At 40.4% G+C, this 17,433-nt stretch carries 15 protein-coding genes and 2 pseudogenes; 4 read left to right on the plus strand and 13 right to left on the minus strand.

From position 1 onward, the window contains the following. Nucleotides 1–82: 82 nt before the first annotated feature. Together ABR189_RS30075 and ABR189_RS28935 are read left to right on the plus strand one after the other, a co-directional pair. A pseudogene (locus ABR189_RS30075) lies at nt 83–172 on the plus strand (hypothetical protein); the annotation flags it as partial. 26 nt (nt 173–198) lie between these two features. Then, a pseudogene (locus ABR189_RS28935) lies at nt 199–279 on the plus strand (ester cyclase); the annotation flags it as partial. Nucleotides 280–302: 23 nt separating this feature from the next. On the opposite strand, the gene ABR189_RS28940 reads toward ABR189_RS28935, so the two are convergent. The 12 genes from ABR189_RS28940 to ABR189_RS28995 form a co-directional block, all read right to left on the minus strand. Next, nucleotides 303–1,496, minus strand: a complete 1,194-nt coding sequence (locus ABR189_RS28940; RefSeq protein WP_354664014.1) for a hypothetical protein — start codon at nt 1,494–1,496, stop codon at nt 303–305. Nucleotides 1,497–1,621: 125 nt separating this feature from the next. Next, a complete protein-coding gene (locus ABR189_RS28945; protein WP_354664015.1) occupies nt 1,622–3,826 on the minus strand; it encodes an ATP-binding response regulator in 2,205 nt (734 codons plus the stop codon). Between the two features lie 6 nt (nt 3,827–3,832). Then, the gene (locus ABR189_RS28950; RefSeq protein ID WP_354664016.1) at nt 3,833–4,408 is read right to left on the minus strand and encodes a GNAT family N-acetyltransferase; all 576 of its coding nucleotides are present in this window, start codon (nt 4,406–4,408) and stop codon (nt 3,833–3,835) included. A 48-nt stretch (nt 4,409–4,456) separates the two neighbouring features. Further along, on the minus strand, nt 4,457–6,961 hold the full coding sequence (locus ABR189_RS28955) for a heavy metal translocating P-type ATPase (protein WP_354664017.1): 2,505 nt from the start codon (nt 6,959–6,961) through the stop codon (nt 4,457–4,459). 39 nt (nt 6,962–7,000) lie between these two features. Then, nucleotides 7,001–8,272: an efflux RND transporter periplasmic adaptor subunit gene (locus tag ABR189_RS28960; RefSeq protein ID WP_354664018.1), complete on the minus strand. Its 1,272-nt coding sequence runs from the start codon at nt 8,270–8,272 to the stop codon at nt 7,001–7,003. Nucleotides 8,273–8,278: 6 nt separating this feature from the next. Next, nucleotides 8,279–12,598, minus strand: coding sequence for a CusA/CzcA family heavy metal efflux RND transporter (locus ABR189_RS28965; protein WP_354664019.1), 4,320 nt, complete (start codon nt 12,596–12,598; stop codon nt 8,279–8,281). Nucleotides 12,599–12,716: 118 nt separating this feature from the next. Further along, on the minus strand, nt 12,717–13,040 hold the full coding sequence (locus ABR189_RS28970) for a DUF6660 family protein (protein WP_354664020.1): 324 nt from the start codon (nt 13,038–13,040) through the stop codon (nt 12,717–12,719). Between the two features lie 48 nt (nt 13,041–13,088). Continuing rightward, the gene (locus ABR189_RS28975) at nt 13,089–13,823 is read right to left on the minus strand and encodes a transglutaminase-like domain-containing protein (RefSeq protein ID WP_354664021.1); all 735 of its coding nucleotides are present in this window, start codon (nt 13,821–13,823) and stop codon (nt 13,089–13,091) included. Nucleotides 13,824–13,861: 38 nt separating this feature from the next. Next, nucleotides 13,862–14,170 carry a hypothetical protein gene (locus tag ABR189_RS28980; RefSeq protein WP_354664022.1) on the minus strand — a complete coding sequence of 103 codons (309 nt, stop codon included), beginning with the start codon at nt 14,168–14,170 and terminating at the stop codon, nt 13,862–13,864. Between the two features lie 16 nt (nt 14,171–14,186). Beyond that, the gene (locus ABR189_RS28985) at nt 14,187–14,756 is read right to left on the minus strand and encodes a hypothetical protein (protein WP_354664023.1); all 570 of its coding nucleotides are present in this window, start codon (nt 14,754–14,756) and stop codon (nt 14,187–14,189) included. Nucleotides 14,757–14,811: 55 nt separating this feature from the next. Further along, nucleotides 14,812–15,264: a Fur family transcriptional regulator gene (locus ABR189_RS28990; RefSeq protein WP_354664024.1), complete on the minus strand. Its 453-nt coding sequence runs from the start codon at nt 15,262–15,264 to the stop codon at nt 14,812–14,814. A gap of 271 nt (nt 15,265–15,535) precedes the next feature. Beyond that, complete coding sequence (locus ABR189_RS28995) at nt 15,536–15,847, minus strand: DUF6660 family protein (protein WP_354664025.1); 312 nt, start codon at nt 15,845–15,847, stop codon at nt 15,536–15,538. 287 nt (nt 15,848–16,134) lie between these two features. Between ABR189_RS28995 and ABR189_RS29000 the strand changes: the two genes are divergently transcribed. Both ABR189_RS29000 and ABR189_RS29005 read left to right on the plus strand, forming a co-directional pair. Further along, complete coding sequence (locus ABR189_RS29000) at nt 16,135–16,350, plus strand: hypothetical protein (RefSeq protein WP_354664026.1); 216 nt, start codon at nt 16,135–16,137, stop codon at nt 16,348–16,350. An 87-nt stretch (nt 16,351–16,437) separates the two neighbouring features. Beyond that, entirely contained in the window at nt 16,438–16,902 is a 465-nt protein-coding gene (locus ABR189_RS29005) for a DUF6843 domain-containing protein (protein WP_354664027.1), read from the plus strand. A gap of 101 nt (nt 16,903–17,003) precedes the next feature. On the opposite strand, the gene ABR189_RS29010 is transcribed toward ABR189_RS29005, so the two are convergent. Continuing rightward, nucleotides 17,004–17,291: a hypothetical protein gene (locus ABR189_RS29010; RefSeq protein ID WP_354664028.1), complete on the minus strand. Its 288-nt coding sequence runs from the start codon at nt 17,289–17,291 to the stop codon at nt 17,004–17,006. Nucleotides 17,292–17,433: the final 142 nt, after the last annotated feature.

The following is a 17,433-nucleotide window of genomic DNA, read 5'->3' on the forward strand; positions in this document are numbered from 1 at the left end:
GAGCCGGAAAAGCCTGAATCCAATAAATTCAGGCCTATTTCGGCTCTTTTTATTTATCTATTTGCGGATTTAAGGTATTCAATTGCTAATCTCAGATGCGGTTAATGTTGCAAGTAGGCTAAATTTTAACTGTACGCCTCGTGAGAACTTTCTTGATCTGCCTGTAAGCGGCAAAAAGGTGGCTTTTTCCGAAAAAATGTATTCTACCAGTTTCGTGAGAATAAGATTGAACAAGTATGGTCAGTTATAGATAAAATGGCTATCGAAGCGCAACTTTAGTAAACAGACTAAAATGTATTTGTTCAATAGTCGCTTATCCTTTTAATCATCTGTTGAAGGGTTTCTATCACAATCTCCTTATCCCTCGTTTCCGCTGAATAAGATTTGCTTCTCATGCTATCATACGATATATTTTCCTGGTAAGGGGTTGACAAGTAGGGAACAATATTTTTAAATACACTGTTTAGAGAACGTGCCATAACGATTTTCAGATCGTCTGCTGCCCTTAATATCAGTGCCATTTGATCAACGGAAAGTATAGATAGGAGTTTGATCTTTTCTTTCTGAACAACTTCTTTCGGAGTTGCAACTCCCTTTATGGGCACTATTGAATAATGTATTTGCTTTTCAAGGTAAAATACCTCCTGTGTAAACCAATTGGAAACCTGCTTATGCAAATCCGCATCTTTCCGATTAAATATTATACCTGGTTTTTTGTGGTATTGCTTAAACAGTTTGAGATAGAATAGGAGACTATCCATTTTTGCATCGGGTTGCTCAATATCATTAACATTCGTAGCCAATCTTTCTGTTAAGTTATAGATATAAGTTTTGCTATTGAAGTTCATGTTAATAAGCAATTCATCCAGTTTGGAGTAAGCCGCATTACTATCCACAGGTTCAAGCCGCTCCAATTCTAAACACAGGTCTTTTATATACAGTATTTCCTGAAAAATATAGGTGTGCTTGTCTGAAGGCTGATTGAGAAACTTTTCCAATTCTTGCCTCAATATTGTAAAGCTCGGTTGATAAGCCGCATACCCACGTAGCTTTTTATCAATTACTGACAGCCGCTTACTGAGTTCCTTTTTAACACCATTAAGATAAGTAGCAGGTACTCTTTCCTCTATGCTTAGGTAACTTGTAAATCTGTGCTCAATGAGAGTGAGCAGCTCGTCCAGGCAGGAGACAATGGTACTTAATACCTGTCTTATAGGGCCGTTATCTGCTATAAGCGCCATATCTTCCAATGCCTGATCCAGCAAAGTAATCAGGCTCGAATGATACTTCTTTATCAAGCACTTGATTTTCGCTTCGTCATCAAGGGTGAATACAGTTGACTTAATGGCAGACTGAACCTTGTTTTTTTGAACGATTACCTGATCCTGGATCGTTGCTACATCATCCGTAATAGCAATACTTATTTTGGTTTTCACCGGATTTAATGTAACGGTAACCAAAGTATCCAGCCATTCTAATACATAACCTTCACACATACCCCTTTACTTTAGTTTTCGGCGACTATTCGCCATCAGCAAAGGTAGGTCGGGCTACCACGGAAACCTATACGCTATTTCTACTATTCCCGTACTCAATTAATAGTAAATCAGTTGTTTGTAGCTTATTTACTCAGTTTATTTATAAGCTCTACTTTATTGGAAACCTCAGCTTTCGCAAAAATGTTTTGGATATGCTTCGTTACGGTCTTTTCTGAAATAAACAGCTCTTTTGCTATATCTCTATATGTTTTTCCTTTGACTATTAGCCGGGCTATTTCTATCTCCCTTGTTGTGAGGTGCAACAACTTGCAATTCTGTTCAAACTTTGAAAGTGCAGGCTGAGCCATATTGTCAGTTTCCGGGCCTTTCCCTGCATTCAGGGCTGCAATGGATGTGCTAATGATCGCCTGTTGCTGCCGTAGCATGTTATCAAGTACCGTTTCGATTTTCTGACTTAATTCCTCAAATGAAAATGGTTTAGAAATGAAGTCTATCGCCCCAAGCCTTAAACCCTTCAGACGGTCGGTAGGTGTAGATTTAGCGGTTAAAAAGATGATGGGTATATGGCTGTACTTATCCTGTTCAGAAAGCGTTTTTGCAAAAGCAAACCCATCCATTTTATCCATCATCACGTCAGACAAAATCAGATTTGGCGTTACAACCATTTCAAACAATTTCTTTAACGCTTCAGAGCCATTCCGTGCACAAAAAACATTGTAGGTAAGCCGGAGCTTATTGGAAAGGAAGTTCATCATCGCAATATTGTCCTCTACCAATAAGATCGTTCTCTTTTTCGCATCATAATCTCCGTCGCTTACCTCACCGCGATTAAAACTATAATTTAGCTTGCTTAATTTATCTACAGCCTTTTCAATGGTATCTTTTTCAGTTGGCTCATATCGAGGTAAAGTAACCATGACTTTTGTGCCACGCCTCTGTGACGGATCGCTCTCTATACGGACCGTTCCGCCAATCCCTTCGACAACTTTTTTTACTATTGGCAGTCCAAGCCCCATGCCCTGGAGACTGGTATTTTTATATCCTATTTGGTAATATGGCTCAAAAATCTTCTTTTGCAAATCTTCAGGAATACCTACACCAGTGTCTGTAACAGAAAAAGATATTTCATTGTCCTCCACTGTCAATGAAATAAGCACTTCGCCATCGGGATCTGTGAACTTAATGGCATTCTCAATTATATTATTTACTATGCGGTAAAGGGCATTGGGATCAGCTTTGACAAAAATGTTATCATCTATGCAGGTCGAACATTCGATATTATGCTTGACACAATAATGCTTGAACAAAGGGAGGCTATCTCTAAGAATACCGCTAAAATCAGAAATCTGATTATGCTTATAAGTATCTATTCCCTTTGAGAAGCGTTCAATATCAAAAAGGTTAATAACATCTGCCGTCAGTTTATCTACACCACCTTTGATGACATCCAATTCTTCAACAGTACCATATTTACTGATATACTCATCCAGATAATTTTTTATCAGGGTGAGAGGCGTCTTTGTTTCATGAACAAGGTTGATAAAATTATTCGTTTTCTGTTCATTGATTTTTTCCAGTTCTTTAGTGCGTTTGTTTACCTCATCTTTGAGATCAGCATTCCAGTTCCTTAGTCGTTGTTCGGATTCTATCAATTTTTCATGTTCATTTCTCAGCTCTGTAATATGCCTGCTTACCTGTAAACCAAATAGGAGAAGAAACCCAATATTGGTAATCAATGCCTCTACCGCCTGCCCCAAATTGAAATAAGTAATTACGGGCAGGCCAACCCAGGGTGTTATACTAAAGAGTAATACAACTAATTCCTGCCGGGCCTCTATGGTGGAGAAGTCGTTGTTGTATTTAAACCGGATTGCCTTCGTTAACGAGATGATTACCCAAACTGCATATAGTACCGGAAGTATCAGCAGGTTTTGTGCATCTTTTAAATCCCCGGTGAACCAAAAGACCATAACGAACAAGCAATACGGTAAAATCAGGAAAAGATACACGCCTCTGTAAGCATGAAATTTTAATTTCGTTAAGCCGAATGCTTTATATACATAGTATGGAAAATAACAGGGAGTAATAAAGCCAGTCGCATATGCTATTATATTCTGCAAAAAATTGGAGCCAGGCAATTTCGGATCAGGTAGTAATCCGCCTGTGACGTTGTAGGTAAGTAACAAAAAAATGAGAACAAGATTTAACGTAGCGTTCTTATCATCAGGCCGTGCTAAGCGAAATATCCCCAGGTAGAAAAAGATAACTATTTCTATGCTCACAAAAATAAATGTGACAATGTGCATTTGCGTTCCAAATACTAACATTGCCTATTATTTTACATTCCTCTTGAAAAAATACAAATGGTATGTCAAATCTTGTTCGTTGTAAACTTCAAAGCCGAACTTGTCGTACCAGGGCAAATTCTTAACCGTTGAAGTTTCCAAATAAATAGGTCTGTTATTACTATTACTGTAATCAATAATTTCCTGAAGTAGTTTACTGCCGATTCCACCGCCTTGTGCATCAGGATCAACGCCGATGAACCATAGATAGGCCATCTGTACTTTAGGCTGAATGCTGCTTATGAGCTTTTCTCTTTTTACAGTCTTACTTATATTACCTAAGCCTACTGCTTTTAGGATAAGTTTTATATCCAGCAATGTTGATTTTAAGGTAGCTTTCTTTTTATCGGGATATACGATGAGTGCGCAGGCTTTATTGTCATCTGAAATAAATACATCACCAAAAGCGGTACAGACTTCAAAAGAATAATCCATTAACGCCCTTATTCTTTTTTCTCTTTCAGCGTCTTGCTTAATTATATAGTTGACGCTTAAATTTGTGTCAAAAGACTTGGTGAGTATATCCACCACCAAAGCCTTATCATTTCGTTGTGCCTTTTTCATAGCTTGGATGTTTTATGAATAATAATGCTTCACTCGTTTATTAATACCTTATTTCTCCTGCTTATATACCAATAGTCGCAGCGCATTAAATACAACCAATAAGGTTGAGCCTTCATGAGCAAAAATGGCAGGGCCAATAGATGCTATTCCCAATATTGTTAACGGTATTAATGCTGCAACTACTCCTAAGCTGACTATCAAATTCTGCTTGATAATACTTTTGGCCTTCCGGCTCAACCCTATGGCAAATGGCAGTAATTCCAATTTATCTCCCATCAGGGCAATATCTGCCGTTTCCAAAGCAACATCTGACCCGGCTGCGCCCATTGCAATTCCCACTGTGCTGTTTGCCATTGCCGGAGCATCGTTTACACCATCGCCAACCATCGCCACCCGCTTCTCATCAACACGGAGTTTTTTAATAGCTTCTACCTTCTGTTCCGGTAAAAGGCCACCCCAGGCATCGGTAATACCTATCTCCTGTGCAACTGCCTCAGCCACTTTTTGATTATCCCCCGTTAACATGATCATCCGGCGTATGCCTATACCTTTCAATGCCTGTAACGAAGCCTTCGCCTCCTTTCTTGGTGTGTCCATTACAGCGACGATACCAATGTATTCACTGCCTTTTCTTGCAAGCATGGAAGTATTGCCTTTGCCTTCCAATTCCCGAACCTTTTTTACGATTTCCTCTGAAGGATGGTTACCATCTAATGATTCAAACAAAGCCAGGTTACCCATTAATACTGTTTCGCCATTCAGTTGCGCTTCAATGCCTTTACCTAAAACAGCTTTCATATTGGTTGCAGAAGGAATTTGATCATCTTTCAATCTTTCTTTGCCATCTCTCACAATTGCTTTGGCAATAGGGTGGTCGCTTAGCTGTTCTACAGCTACCACTATTTTCAAAAGTTCAGTTTCATCAATATTTGACAGAGAGACTACTTCTGTTAATTTTGGCTTTCCTTCTGTAAGTGTGCCGGTTTTGTCGAAAGCTAATGCTGTCAATGTGCCGAGATCCTCTAACGGTTTTCCTCCTTTTATCAGCACTCCGGCTTTTGCAGCCCTGGCCACACCACTAAGAACAGCACTTGGCGTAGAAATAGCTAATGCACACGGAGATGCCGCCACTAATACAGACATTGCCCTGTAAAAACTTTTGCTAAATGGCTCATCAATCACCAAAAAAGAAAAACAGAGAAGAGCTGCCAGTATAAGAATAGCCGGAACAAAATATTTTTCAAACTTGTCTGTGAACTGTTGTGTTGGCGATTTTTGCGTTTGTGCCTCATTTACCATCTTTACAAGACGGGACAGGGTGGAATCACTCGCTTCCTTAATAACTTTAATTTCGAGAGAATCATTTCCATTAATCGTACCTGCAAAGACCCTGAATTTCGCATCTAATTTGGCTGCTTCATCCATATTGAAATTGCTATCTGCAATCGCTTCTTTATCAACCGGAATACTTTCACCTGTTATTGGAGCTTGATTTACACTGCTTGTTCCCTTAACAACAATACCGTCTGCGGAAATTTTCGTGTTAGGGCGCACCAGAATTACATCACCTTTTTTCAATTCCTCGATTTTAACTTCTTTTGTCTGGTCACCTTGTTTTAACAAGGCAGTTTTAGGAGCAAGGTCAGTTAATGCAGCAATAGATTTGCGGGCTTTCTCCATTGCAAAATGTTCTAAGGCATGGCCTAAGCTGAATAGAAACAGTAATAAAGCCCCTTCGGCCCAATTCCCTAATATTGCTGCACCGATGGCAGCTACCAGCATCAGAAAATCAATCTCAAACCCACCTTTGCTGATTGTCTGTATAGCTTCTTTGGTAGTATAAAAACCACCAAAGAAATATGCGCCGATATAAAAGCAAATCGGAACAATTTCCGAAATGCCAGCGATGTAAGAAATACCGAAGCCAGCGCCTAAAAACACTCCACAAAGAATGCTGAAGATCAATTCTGTATTTTTCCCGAAAATACCGCCGTGGGAATGCGCCCCATCTTCATCATGCCCCCCATCTTCATGAGAATGGTCGTGTTCACCGTCTTTATGCTCGTGCTGCGAAAGTTTAACGACTTTGGATTGAGAAGGCTTATCGCTTTCAGCAACCTTCAACCCCTCTTTGGTTAGTAAACGGAAGATAGCGTCCTTATCAATGAGTTGCGTGTCAAACTCGATCATTACTACACCACTTGCAGAAGCGGAGACAGCGAGTATCCCTTTTGTCTTATTAAGTAATGTTTCGATTGACCTGGTTTGACGCTGATGCCTTATACCATCCACCTCAACTAAAAGATGATGGTATCTGCTTGTTATGTTAGCTCCGGCTTGTTGAGCTAACTTTTGAATTTTCTCTATTGTAATACTTTCCGGATCGTAGTGAAAGCATAATTGAGCTTGTGAAGCATCGGTTTTATTCACAATATGAACTTCTTCAATTCCGTGCCTTCCGTTCAATTCACTGATAATTCGTTGAACACATTCGTCTTTCTCATCTGGAATATCAGGTAGTACCACATCCAGATTAATTTTAGTTTTCTCCATAATCAACTATTTTTAAATTTTTTCAAAGCTGGTTCATATTTAATGTTCATGCCCACCTGTATTGCTCAATTTGGCATTGATAAAGAAGGCTCCCTTACTAACAATTTTTGCATTGGCTGGTATCTCAGTGACTGGCGTAATAGCAGTATAACCCAGTTCTGACACACCTTTCATTACCTCAATCTTTTCAAAGTTTTGCTGGTTTTTATGTTCCTGATTTTCGCCTCCTTTTTCCTCGTGATTTTCTTCCTTATGTTCTTTGGCTTCCTTATCGGTCAGAATGAAAATGTAAAATTTGCCATCGGCTTCTACAATTGCATCGTTAGGAACCGCTGGTGTTACTACATCATCTATACTCACTAAAGCGGTTATATTCATTCCATCTATCAATCCTGCTTTATTACCTACAACAGTGCAGTGTACAGCAACTGTTTTACTTTCGTTTTCAAATGATGAACCTATATTAAAAACCTTCGCCGTATAGCTCACTTTGGGGTTATTGGTAAGTGTGAAGTACACGGTTTGCCCTACGGTTATATTTGGCAAATCTTTTTCAAACACCTGCAAATCCAGGTGCAATAGGCCGTTATCAACAATTTCCACTACCGGCGAAGAAACATCCACGTAACTGCCAATCTTGGCAAATTCATTACTTACCGTGCCGCTTATTGGGCTTGTGACCACCAAAGCAGATCTCAGATTGGAGGCAGTGATGTTATTGGGATTAATGCCCATCATGCGTATTTGCTGCTGTAAAGAGGCTTTCCTGGCTCTGAGTGAGGTAAGTTCGGCAGTAGCACTTTGCAGGTTTTTCAAAGCACCGGCATTGCCTTCGTTCAGTTCCTTCTGTCGTTGCACTTCTTGCTCTGCCAACGTTATCCTGCTCCCAATAGTCAGGTATTCCTCCTGCAACTGGACGAACTGCGGATTTTCAATTGTTGCAATTACCTGTCCTTTCCGAACGTAGTTGCCTAACTGGACACTCAATGATTTAACTACACCCCCATACGATGATGTTGCGTTAGCTTTTCTATTGTTAGGAACTCTTAGTGCACCATTTACTTTAATAGTAGCAGCAAGATTTTTACGTTCAATATTCCCCAACACAATTCCTGCAGCTTGCATTTGTTCCTGGGTGAGTGAAGCGATAGTAGATGATTGCTCATCGCCATGATCTTCTGTTGCAGATTCTGCTCCCTTTGTTTCTTCGGTTCCATGGTCATGACCATCGCCCTCTTTGTGTTTACCGCCACAGCTATTCAGTAGTGTAATAGCAACTATGGCAAAAACTATTTTATTTATGATTCTCATTTTATCTTATTTGTTATTATAGTAGTAGAATTGAATGGCAGATTGGTTATACGTATTCAGTGCATCTAAATAATTCTGACGGATGCTAATCGCCTGACTTAGAAACTGGCTTAGATCCGCAAAACTGATTTCTCCTGACCTATAACTTAATGTTGCGGCACTGATGATTTCATCGGCCTGCCTCAATCCTGATGATTCATAAAAATTCAACAAAGACATATTCTTCTGTATGTCTGCTAAAGCTGAAGCTCTTTGTGTTTGAAATACTTGCGTTTGATAAGCTAAAGTCCTCTCCTGTACATCTTTCTCGGCCACTGCTGCTTTCACTTTGCTACGGTAAGCCCCCATTCCAAATAGTGGGAAAGCGGCTGTGACTGAAAAGCCGGTAAAGGGATTTTCTGCGCCCCAAAGTCTTTGACTAAACACCCTGCCCGAAAAATCAGGTTTGTTCGTGTTTCTCATTAAAGAAATATTTGCTGAAGCGATATTTACATTTTGCTGTTGCAAGCTCAAAACAGGATGGACGTTAGCAGTGTCCAATAATTCGGCATCCAATTTTCCCAAAGGCTTCGCAATAGGAAGCAACCATTCGTTCTGATTCAGTAACATCATTAACTGTTGTTGTTGAACTATCATCTCTTTTCTATTCTGTTCTATAAATGCCTGTAATTCTCTCAACTTGACTTCCGCAGCAATCTTATCAAGTTTGGGAACATCGCCCGTTCTAACCCGAACATCGGTAGCCTGGAACATTGTGGTATAAATGCTGTCAAGCCTTTGGAACAATATCTGTTTGTCCTGTAAATACCATAGCTGGTAATAGGCAGCTCTAACATCTCGTCTTATGGCTGCATTCAATACCCCTGTATTCAGTTCAGCATATTTCAATTGCTCATTAAGATATTTTCTACGTGCAGCATACAATCCGGGCCACGCTATACTTTGTGAAACCCCTATTTTGAGGATACCTACGTGATCAGATGGCCGTAAGTCTTCGTTCTCGGCAAAGACCCCTGTCTTCGGTATGTCGGTTGCTGTCTTCACATTAAGGCCCGCAGCCCGTATTTCAGCCTCATTTACGCCATATTGTAAGTTGCTTTTTAAAGCTGTTCCTATCGCACTGTCTATACTTACTCTTTGCTGTGCATTTGCCGATGCAATACCACCGATGCTTAGCAGCAAGATGATTATTGTTGTTTTCATTTTGGGTTTGCTCCCTTTCAGATTAAGTTTTGAGTTAAATATGATATATAACAAAGGCAGGACAAACAAGGTGAGGAAAGTTGCAGTCACTAAACCGCCTATCACCACCGTAGCCAAAGGCTTTTGTACTTCTGCTCCTGCGCTGGTACTGATCGCCATCGGCAAGAAACCCAAAGAAGCTACTGTTGCCGTCATTAGAACAGGGCGCAGACGGGTAAGCGTTCCTTCCCTGACACGTTGAAATACGTCCGTAATTCCTTCCTTTTGTAATTGATTGAATGTACCTATTAGTACAATTCCGTTGAGTACGGCCACACCAAACAGTGCAATAAAGCCGATCCCCGCACTGATGCTAAACGGCATTCCTCTAAGCAGTAAGGCAAATATTCCCCCTATGGCACTCATAGGAATAGCCGTAAATATTAGAACGGCCTGCTTGATTGAATGGAACGTGAAGTATAATAATGTAAAGATGAGCAGCAACGAAATCGGTACTGCTATCATAAGCCTTGCACTCGCTTCTTGAAGGTTTTCAAATTGCCCCCCATAAGTAAAGTAGTAGCCTGTTGGTAATTTTACTTTTGCCGCCAGTTGCTGCTGAATGTCTGAAACAACGCTTTGCACGTCACGGCCTGACACGTTGAAACCTATAACTATTCTTCTTTTTCCAGCCTCGCGGCTTATTTGCGCAGGTCCAAGTTTGTAACCTATGTTGGCGATTTGAGACAGCGGGATTTGATTGCCGGTAGAGGTCGGTATCATCAGGTTATTTACGTCTTCTATACTGCTTCTATGCGCACTATCCAACCTGACTACCAAATCAAATCTTCTTTCATTTTCAAAGACAACTCCAGCACTTTTTCCTGCAAAAGCGGTACTTACCACATCATTTACATCCTGAACAGTTAGGCCATAATTAGCTATTCGTGTCCGGTCGTATTCTATGTTAATTTGAGGAAGTCCTGTAACACGTTCCACCTGCGGAGCAGTGGCTCCTTGCACACTTTGAATAACCTCGCTTACCTCTTTGGCATACGCAGCAAGCGTATCAATATTTTCACCGAAAATTTTTACTGCCACGTCCTGCCTGATCCCGGTCATCAATTCATTAAACCGCATTTGAATGGGCTGGTTCTTTTCAAAGAATACGCCCGGAATAACTTCCAGCTTTTCCAATATGGCATCAGCCAATTCATTATAACTTCTGCCAGATGCCCACTCTTTTTCCGGCTTCAATACAATCATAAGATCAGATGCTTCAGGTGGCATTGGATCTGTTGGAACTTCAGCAGCTCCTGTTTTCCCAACTACCATTTTTACCTCATCGAACTGTTTAATGATACGGGATGCCTGCATAGAAGTCTCAATGCTTTGTCGCAAAGAACTCCCTTGAGGTAGAATACAGTGAAAAGCATAATCACCCTCCTGTAACTGAGGAATAAACTCACCTCCCATACCTCTGAATACAAGAAGCGAAATGCCAAAGATTACAACTGTTGCTCCTACAATAACATATTTGAAGCGGATGGCCATTTGCAACAAGGGTTGATAAACACGCTGTAGCTTCTCCATCATTCTATCACTGAAACTTTTTTTGTTGCTTGCTTTTTTCGGCAAGAACAAGGCGCACATCATTGGGATATAAGTGAGCGATAAGACCAACGCACCAAATATTGCAAAACCTACGGTTTGGGCCATAGGACGGAACATTTTACCTTCAACACCTACAAGGGTCAGGATAGGGATATATACAATCAGAATGATAATCTCGCCAAATGCAGCACTTGTCCGTATTTTGGATGCGGATTCAAATACTTCCTCATCCATTTCACCCTGGGTAAGTCTTTTCGTAGATTTCCTTAGCCCCAAATGGTGCATAGTAGCTTCTACGACGATTACCGCTCCGTCAACTATCAATCCAAAGTCAATCGCACCTAAACTCATAAGGTTGGCGCTTACGCCAAATACATTCATCATTCCCAGGGCAAAGAGCATAGCTAACGGTATTGCAGAGGCTACAATAAGACCAGCACGTAGATTACCGAGGAATAACACCAGTACGAAAATGACAATCAAAGCACCCTCTATAAGATTTTTTTCAACGGTGCTTATAGCACGTCCCACCAGATCAGTACGATCTAAGTATGGTTCAATCACTATATCATTGGGTAAAGAATTTTGAATGGTTGGCAGCTTTTCTTTGATGCGCTTAACCACTTCATTACTATTTTCACCTTTCAGCATCATCACCACACCACCAACAGCATCTACTTCTCCATTGTAGGTAAGTGCCCCATAACGAACAGCGTTACCGAAGCGCACTTCTGCTACGTCTTTTATGAAAACAGGGACTAATCCGGTGGTTTTGACTGCGATATTTTGTACATCCTCTAAACTTGTAACCAAACCAATACCCCTTATAAAATAGGCATTTGGCTTTTTATCAATATAAGCGCCGCCGGTATTCTGATTGCTTTTTTCGAGTGCGGTAAAAATTTCAGGAATACTTACACCCATAGCCTTTAACCTGTCCGGGTTTACAGCCACTTCATATTGTTTAAGCTCGCCGCCGAAGCTGTTTACCTCTGCAATACCGGGAGTTCCGTACAGTTGTCTTGCCACGATCCAATCCTGCATCGTGCGCAGGTCTTTCGCACTGTATTTGTTTTCGCTGCCTTTCTTTGGGTGAATGATGTATTGATATACTTCTCCCAATCCGGTACTCACGGGTGCTAATTCAGGCGATCCAATGCCTGGCGGTATCTTGTCAACTGCTTCTTTAAGCCTTTCTCCAATGAGTTGTCGGGCAAAGTAAATACTCACTTCCTCTTTAAATACGACAGTAATAACTGACAATCCAAATCTGGATATACTGCGTATTTCCTCAATATCAGGTATGTTGGCAATGCTTTGCTCTATGGGGAATGTCACTAATTGCTCTACTTCCTGTCCGGCTAATGTGGGGCAAGTAGTAAAGATTTGCACCTGATTATTGGTAATATCAGGTACAGCATCAATGGGGAGTTTCGTAGCACTCCACACCCCCCAAATGATGAGTAACAAAGTCATTATTCCTATAATGATTTTGTTCTTTATACTAAATCGAATAATTCTATCTAACACGATTATTTTTATTAATAATTAATGTAGCTCTATACAGATTATAGAACTGGCTTTTGATGTATAGCGGAAATTACCAATCCATTCTACTGGTTGGCTCTTCATGCTTGTTGAAGAAATATTATGCTACGATCCGGGGTGGCTGCCAGATATTACCGACATAACGGGAAGTAAAATGGAAATCCCGTAATGCAACTTTTTGGCCTGAGAAGGCTGGCAAGGGGATATTAAGTTCAGGAAGGTTGAAGTTATAGGTTGCCATAGACACACTACAGCAATTACAGTGACAAAAAGGAGTACAATTATCATTTTTGTCCTGACTATGGTTATGCGATTCCCTTTGAGAAGTTGGCGTACCTCTTTCACAGCGATTAATTGCATCGCTACACGGCACTAAAAGAAGTGCTGAGAGATAAAATACCAATGTTAACGCAAACCACTTCATAGTTCAATGCAAAGTTATAAACAATGTAATGCAATCCGATTGCAAAGTTCAAAGTAAGGCCATGCTATTCACACCATATCTATCAGTACCGTTTCTTATCCTTTCTACGTTTTTATTCATCTTATGCCTAACAATATTTCTGAATATGAATTTTTTTATGCTGGAAAGCTCCTGTTGATGTTTGGCGTAAAATTCATCCGGGGTATCGAATATGCCGAAGTCCTGATTAATCCCTTTATCCTGAATGAATGTATTATTCAGATTCCACTCTATCGGTGGATTATCAAAATTACTGGTATAGGCGCCGTAACCGCAGAAGGTAGTTTTGCAATCATTGAACTGCTTTTGCAATTCGGTCAAATAGCCCTTATCTAAAATAACCCCCTCTAAGAAATACCATTGTTCATCCACATATACTTCTACCCAACTATGCAAAATATTTCGTGGTGAAAGGCTATACCATAATCCAGTAATAGCACCTTTTTGTAATGCTTTGTCAATAGTAAATCCATGAATCCGGTTTGGAACGCCTGTTGCTCGAAGAAGCGCCATTAACAAAGTGGCTTTGGTATTGCATTGGCCATAGCCGTCTGCCAACACCTGTGATGCTGCAATGTCGTCTGCAAGGTTGTAGCCAAATTTGATTTCATCGCGAACAAAATTGTAGGTGGCTTTTATCCGGGCGACAGTATCCAGTTTTTTCCATTGCCTTTGTTCTATCAATTGTTGAATGGAGGCATTAGAATAATCCAGGATTTTAGTTTCTGTCAAGTAGTTGTTCATATTTTTTATTCATTTGAATAGCTACTATTTGCTTTTGTTTATTCTTCCCATTTCCATCCCCGTAGCTGATAATATTTTTTCCGTGGCGTTGCTTTCAACGGGTGAATGCCATTTTTTTTACACCACACAACATGATAAATAGAACCTGGAATTACAGCCAGCACAGGAACTAAAGCTGCCCAATGCCCTAACCAGTAATAAATCCCGACAGTTATCCCATAGATCACGAACCATTTTATAATTCTGCGAGCGGCGTGTGTTTCTACTTCAAACCGGCCAAACAAGACAAAAGCGAATAGTTGCAGCAAAAGGAGTTCGGCCAATTCTATTTCCAGTCCAGCATTCATGTCTTTAAATTTTAGGTTAAGCAGTTTTAGGGCCCTTTTTAACCAGCCTGTACATACCCCACCATGCTAATGGAGCCAGTACAACAACACTTAGCATACCTGGAAAATAGCCGTATGGATCGTTTGTCATAAGCGGGAAAAAATAATGTGCAAGCTCTGATATCCCCATTGATGCGAAAAGTGTCCAGATAGCGTAATAGCCAAGTTCATGTTTACGTTTAAGAAGCAGGGGTATGACCAGCCAAGCGCCTATGGGTAATATCAACAGGCCGATAACAAGCCCAACACCAAATTCAGGAACTGTGCCGCCAGTTATTTTTTCTGAAACAACCTCGAAAAACTTCATACGGTTTTCTTCTACCTTATGAAGAAACAGAAAGGCAAGCAGCGTCAGCCAGTATGGTGTTTTAAGCAAAGCCCAGGACGTGCGGGATGGGATCAGAATCCAAAGAATAAAACCGCCGAGATATCCTATCAAAAAAATACTTGCATATAAAGTTCCAAGATAATAATACCCAATGATGGGAATAAGGAGAGAAAACAGAAATGCGACTATTATGTTAGTCAGTCCTTTTTTTGTTGCCATAACAATACGTTTTCTTTAAAATTATCAAATCTGTTTGTTTATTAAAACCCACGATCTATCGTTTGACGTGTTTTCTCTGCTTACCACTCGCGAGGCATAACTCACATATCCCTTTAGCGAAAATCTGGATCTCGTCAATTCTAAAATCAGTTTTTACATTCCCAGGAAAGGATATATCCTTTTTACAGGTAGTCTGCTTACATACTTTACAGTAAAAATGTAGGTGATGATCCTTATGTATATGCTCACTGCATCCTTCATCACACAGCCTATACTTTGTAATGTTGTTGTCCTGAATCCTATGTACTATTCCTTTTTCTTCAAAGGTCTTCAACGTTCGATAAATAGTTACTTTATCTGCCTTGTGAAAGTAGGCTTCAATCTCAGTAAGAGACAAAGCGGCAGTCTGGATATTCAGATAGTCGTACACCAAGATCCGCATACTTGTTGGCCTGGTATTCTTGCTTATTAATTTAAGCTCTGTTCCTCTTTCCATGTTACTTGTCATAGATTGGAGTGGATTATTTGTTTCATGGCATTGTCACAGGCAACCTTTTAATGGCTTACATGCGAGTACCAGTGCATAAGACGGTCTATAATCGCTGCAATTAATACTGCGCAACACAGACCTATGAATACGATTCTTAAAACCCTCGCAATAGTGGACTGAGCGGGCTTTCTTTTGCTTACTTTTTTGTTCAACGGAAAAGATTTTGAAGACAGAACACTTCAAAGCGTAGCCCCTTTGGGCCTACTACGCAAACCGATAAGAAAGTAGATTAAGAAATTTTAGGCGGTTGCCAGATAGCGTGTGAAACTTCTTTGCAGAAAGGAGTGGGATAATCAGAATAATTCTTTGTCGCAAATACCTTCTTAGCTATAATGTAGATAGGGATTTTATGGCACGACATAGATATAGAACAGCACGAACAAGTACAAAAAGGAGCGCAATGCTCAATGTCGTGATTATGCTGTTGATGATTTGCAGAGATTGTTGTTGCCCTCTGGTCATTGCACTCCCTGCTGTCACCACAAGGTAAACAGGACAGGATAAGCAACCATACGCCCATTATGAGTGCAAAAAATTTCATTGCCGCAAATATAAGGAAAAATCGAAAATTTTTCGTACATGCGCCGGATGTAATTCCAAATTGATACCTTTGTAACAAGATATTCTTGAAGCGTTTAAGCTTTAAGTCCCGTACTGAAACTTAGGAACTTTCAAATGGCAATGGGACATAAGTGAGAACGCTCATGCTACGGCGTGGGCGCACTTATCGTTGCCGGGTTTCCTAAGACCTCAGTGCGGTGAGCTGTTGCCTGCGCTCTTTTTTGTGCAGGCAACAGTCAGAGGAAACTAACTAAAAAGCAACTGACCATGACTTCAGCCGATCACTACCCCGAATTTCAATACCCTGCGGGACAATTATCGAAGTTTCTTGCTGCAAGCGACTTTTTCACCATTATGCTAAAAAATGGTGACATCGTTCATTTTACCCCTAAAGACATGCCTGCTTTCAAAAAGTGGTTAGAGCAGAATAATATAGCAAATATCAGAGCAGAGCAGGGATGGGTTGTAACTAAGAAAACATAAGACCTGTTACAATATTCCACTGTAACTACGCCCCATTACTTCCCAACTACCATCTATCCAAAATGCCAAGCAAAAATCACCGTACTTATGAAAAGCAAGTTTTTTTTATTGAAAGATTCGTACAAAATACCCCTCATTTTGACCGGTGTGGTACTGCTGTTCACTACAGCTATTTTAATGACGACATATTGCGAAAAGCGGGCAGATATATACCTGCTACCTGAAGGCTTTAATGGCACTGCTACCGTATTCTTTAACGAGCCTGCCGGAGCACCTGAAAACCGAAGTGGTGAAAAACGCACTTTTAAAATTCCCGCGTCTGGAACTTTACACACGCAAAGTAATTATAAAAAGAAGTGGAACAACTATTACTATGTAAAATCAGACGGTAGCTTACGGCAATTGATGTACGGAGACGCACGTATGGCCGGAGGGGTTTCTTATCGCGGTGATTTTGATAGTGCATGGGTTCAGGAAATGAATGTCTCTGAACTCGACACCAATGGCAAAAAGCTAACTGTTGCTACGATTATTGTAAAACGCAATTATTGACATCATTTTTAAATTACAACATAAACAAGCCACTTGGAAGGATGAGCGTTTATATCCTAAACATTCATTCTCTCCAAGTGGCTTTCTGACGTTACCCCTGCCTATTTGGTACTAAGTGCTTTTAGTTTTTCACTTAGTTCGGTTAAGCCTGCTTTTGTAAGATAATCATCAGCAATTACGTGTAATTCCTGCAATGCTTCCTGCGGAATGCTTTCCAGCAACGCAGACGATTTATCATCATCTTTCGCCATCAGCCCACGTTTGAGGACACTGTGCAATAACAATACGTTTTTGCGGGAGATCCTCATGTCAATCTTCACTGTTTCACTCATGCCAGGGATACTGAGAATAGTATCATACACTTTGGCTACATCACTTGTTGTTAGCATAATCACACGATTTTAATTAAACAATACTCACTGCACAAAAGTAAATAACACTACTCTCTGCATCCTCATCAAAATATGATGAGGATAGGTGAATCCCATATCACCTGTTTAACTTCGCTTAGAAGAACTGAATGTGTATTTG

The sequence above is a fragment of the Chitinophaga sp. H8 genome, assembly GCF_040567655.1.
GTDB lineage: Bacteria > Bacteroidota > Bacteroidia > Chitinophagales > Chitinophagaceae > Chitinophaga > Chitinophaga defluvii.